Source organism: Microvirga sp. P4_G7, assembly GCF_056401005.1.
Genome location: NZ_JBFUKD010000318.1, coordinates 1 through 4063, shown reverse-complemented (window position 1 = coordinate 4063; position 4063 = coordinate 1). Strand labels below are relative to the sequence as shown.

The window sequence follows — 4063 nt, the reverse complement described above, 5'->3', positions numbered from 1 at the left end:
GGCTCAAGGCCAACACCCTGGCCGTGCAGGCCGCGGTCACCTTCGCCTTTCTCTTGTTCATCCTGGTCACGTCGAACCCCTTCACGCGAGCGGTGCCGGCACCGCTCGAAGGGCAGGACTTGAACCCGCTCCTGCAGGATCCTGGCCTCGCGATCCATCCGCCGCTGCTCTACATTGGCTACGTCGGATTTTCGATCACCTTCGCCTTTGCCTGCGCCGCCCTCATCGACGGGCGCATCGATGCGATCTGGGCACGGATCGTTCGACCCTGGACGCTGACGGCGTGGGCGTTTCTCACCCTTGGGATCGCGATGGGTTCGTATTGGGCCTATTACGAGCTTGGTTGGGGCGGTTGGTGGTTCTGGGACCCGGTCGAGAACGCTTCGCTGATGCCGTGGCTCGCGGGGACCGCGCTGGTGCATTCGACCGTCGTCATGGAGAAGCGGAACGCCCTGAAGGTCTGGACGATCCTGCTCGCCATTCTGACATTTTCCCYGTCGCTTCTCGGAACCTTCCTCGTCCGCTCCGGCGTGCTCACGTCGGTGCATTCCTTCGCTGTCGATCCCGAACGCGGCATCTTCATCCTGGGTATCCTGATCACCTTCATCGGTGGTTCGTTTCTGCTCTTCGCCTGGCGCGCGCCGCTTCTGCAGCAGGGCGGATTGTTCGCTCCCGTTTCGCGCGAAGGTGCGTTGGTGCTGAACAATCTCTTTCTCACGACCGCATGCGCGACGGTCTTCATCGGCACCCTTTATCCGTTGGCGCTGGAGGCACTGACCGGTCAGAAGATTTCCGTCGGCGCACCGTTTTTCAATTTCACGTTCATTCCGCTGATCCTTCCGCTCCTGCTGTTGCTGCCATTCGGCCAAACGCTCGCCTGGAAACGCGGCAATTTCCTTGGTGCGGCTCAACGCCTCTACGGCGTCATCGGCGTTTCGATCGTCGCGACGCTCGCGCTCATCGCACTGACTTACGGCGGCCCGATCCTCGCGCCGCTCGGCGTCGGCCTCGGGATCTTTCTCGTGCTCGGTTCGCTGAACGAAATCGTTTCGCGCTCATGGTCGAAGGGCAGTCCCTGGTCGCTGGTGTGGACGAAGGCGGTCGGCCTGCCGCGCTCGACGTGGGGAACCTCTCTTGCGCATGCCGGCGTCGGCCTGACTGTGATCGGTATCGCCGCCTCMGCCTGGGGTGTGGAGTCGCTCGGAAGTCTCAAGCGCGGCGAGACGTTGCGTGCAGGTCCCTATCAGGTTCGGCTCGAGAGCATCACACCGCGCGCGGCTTTCAACTACCGCGAAGACGTCGCCGTCTTGAACGTGTCAACGGAAGGCCGCGAGCTCGGACGCATCGAATCCATGAAGCGCCTCTACGTGACGCGCGAGATGCCGACGACGGAAGCGGGCATCATGACGATCGGGTTCAGCCAGATCTACGCGAGCCTCGGCGAAATGCAGAGCGATGGCTCGGTCGCCCTTCACCTTTACTACAAACCCCTCGTTCTCTTGATCTGGCTCGGCGCGCTCGTCATGGCGCTGGGCGGTGGCTTGTCGCTCAGCGATCGGCGCCTGCGCGTCGGCGCTCCTGCGCGCGCTCGGTCGTTGCAGACAGTTCCTGCGGCGGCGGAGTGAGACGAATGCGGTTTCTTCCGCTCTTCGCGATCTTCATCGTCTTGAGCGGCGCAGCCTTTGCCGTTCAGCCGGACGAGGTTCTCAAGGATCCGGTGCTGGAGCAGCGCGCCCGCGATATTTCGGCGGGTCTGCGCTGCCTCGTCTGCCAAAACCAGTCGATCGACGATTCGGATGCATCCCTTGCCAAGGATCTGCGGATTCTCGTGCGAGAGCGCCTGACGGCCGGAGACAGCGACGATCAGGTTCGCGGCTATCTGGTGCGACGCTACGGCGAGTTCGTCCTGCTGAAGCCTGCGTTCAACGCGCATACGCTGGCGTTGTGGCTGACGCCTTTGCTCATTCTCGTGCTCGGCGGCATCGGCCTTCTGTTGAATGCGCGCCGCCTGCGCCGCCGATCGGCTTCGCCCGTTCTCAACAGCGATGAGCAGAGAAGCCTCGATGCGCTGCTCAAAAACGATGGCAACGCGGGAACTTAGCGCGTGTTCCGCCGACGTGAGAACGACTCGGCGAGAAGATGGCATTCCTCTATTGCTGATCACGCTCTGGAAGGTTACCAAGTTTTCATCTGAGGGTGAGAGCGCCGTAACCCGGCAACCCCCATGTTCTCCTCAACACGGACCCGCATCAGGGTTCGTCGAGGAGATTACAAATGTCGAACAAGGTTACTAACCCCGTCCGCAAGCGCACCGCCAAGTGGCTCGGTGCAGCGGCCGTTGCCGCGCTGATTGCAGGCGGCGCGGTCGAGAGCGGTCTTGTCGTCCCTAATGCGGCTCACGCTGAGCTGCGGTCCCTGGCTCAGCCGATCCAGGGCGCGCCTTCCTTCGCCGACGTGATCGAGCGCGTGAAGCCCGCCGTGGTTTCGGTTCGCGTCAAGGTCCAGAACGTTGCCGACCGTGGCGACGACGAGGGTGGCCAGCAGTTCTCGATGCCGGATCTGCCTCCGGGACACCCGATGGAGCGGTTCTTCCGCCAGTTCCGAGACGGTCAGCAGCAGCAACAGCAGGGCCGCAAGACCCCGCGTCAGTTCGGCCAGGCTCTCGGTTCCGGCTTCTTCGTCTCGGCCGACGGCTACGTCGTGACCAACAATCACGTCGTGGAAAACGGCTCGGACGTTCAGGTCACCATGGATGACGGCAAGGTGCTCGACGCCAAGGTGATCGGCACCGATCCGAAGACCGACCTCGCGCTTCTGAAGGTCGAAGGCGGTAACGGAGACTTTCCGTTCGTACGCCTCGCCCCGCAGAAGGCTCGCATCGGCGATTGGGTTCTCGCGGTCGGCAATCCCTTCGGTCTCGGCGGAACGGTGACGGCCGGTATCGTGTCGGCACAGCATCGTGACATCGGACAGGGTCCGTATGACGACTTCATCCAGATCGATGCTCCGGTGAACAAGGGCAATTCCGGTGGCCCGACCTTCAACCTCGCCGGTGAGGTCGTCGGCGTGAACACCGCGATCTACTCGCCCTCGGGCGGCAGCGTCGGCATCGCCTTCGCCATCCCGGCGACGACGGTCGACCAGATCGTGACGTCGCTCAAGGACGGCGGTTCGGTGACCCGTGGGTTCATCGGTGTGCAGATGCAGCCGGTGACCAAGGAAATCGCCGAAGCCATCGGCCTCAAGGAGCCCAAGGGCGCCCTGGTCGCCGAAGCCGTGAAGGACAGCCCTGCCGCCAAGGCAGGCGTCCGGACGGGCGACACGATCATCGCGGTCAACGGTGAGGTGGTGAAGGAAGCCAAGGATCTGTCGCGCAAGGTCGCGCAGGTCGCACCGGGCAAGACCCTCACCCTGACGCTCTATCGTGAAGGCAAGGAGCGGACCGTCACCCTCGAAGTCGGCAGCCAGCCGAAGGGTGCTTAACGCCTCAAAAGCGGTTCGGACGCCGGGGTGATAATCGCCCCCTCCAAAAGCCCCGGCGTTCCTGCCCGCGGCAGGTCGGTCAACCCTCCAAGACCGGCCTGCCGTTGGCGCAAAAATAGGCTACAGTCGCGCTCATGCGGATTCTCATCATCGAGGACGACCAGGAAGCGGCGTCCTATCTCGTGAAGGCCTTCAAGGAAGCCGGCCATGTGGCGGACCACGCGGCGGACGGCCTCGACGGCTATGCGATGGCCGAAGCGGGCGACTACGACGTGCTCGTCGTCGATCGCATGCTGCCGAAACTCGACGGGCTTTCCCTGATCCGATCCTTGCGCGAGCAGAAGATCGAAACGCCGGTCCTCATCCTCTCCGCGCTCGGACAGGTCGACGATCGCGTGAAGGGCCTACGGGCCGGCGGCGACGATTATCTCCCCAAACCCTACGCATTCTCCGAACTTCTGGCGCGCGTCGAAGTGCTCTCGCGCCGTCGCGCGACGGCGCCGACCGCCGAGCCGACGATCTATCGCGTCGCGGACCTCGAACTCGACCGGCTCTCTCACCGCGTCACCCGGTCCGGACA

4 protein-coding genes are annotated in these 4063 nt (G+C 63.6%); all 4 read left to right on the top strand.

Features of this window, described 5'->3' with window-relative positions; translation table 11 throughout:
• Positions 1 to 1625, top strand: a 1625-nt coding sequence (locus tag AC1DT3_RS13580) for a heme lyase CcmF/NrfE family subunit (RefSeq protein ID WP_477465782.1), incomplete at its 5' end; no start/stop codon positions are given.
• A 5-nt stretch (positions 1626 to 1630) separates the two neighbouring features.
• Positions 1631 to 2101, top strand: coding sequence for a cytochrome c-type biogenesis protein (locus AC1DT3_RS13575; RefSeq protein WP_477465781.1), 471 nt, complete (start codon positions 1631 to 1633; stop codon positions 2099 to 2101).
• Between the two features lie 173 nt (positions 2102 to 2274).
• The gene (locus AC1DT3_RS13570) at positions 2275 to 3483 is read left to right on the top strand and encodes a trypsin-like peptidase domain-containing protein (protein WP_477465780.1); all 1209 of its coding nucleotides are present in this window, start codon (positions 2275 to 2277) and stop codon (positions 3481 to 3483) included.
• Between the two features lie 134 nt (positions 3484 to 3617).
• The coding region (locus AC1DT3_RS13565; protein WP_477465779.1) for a response regulator at positions 3618 to 4063 on the top strand (446 nt) is incomplete at its 3' end.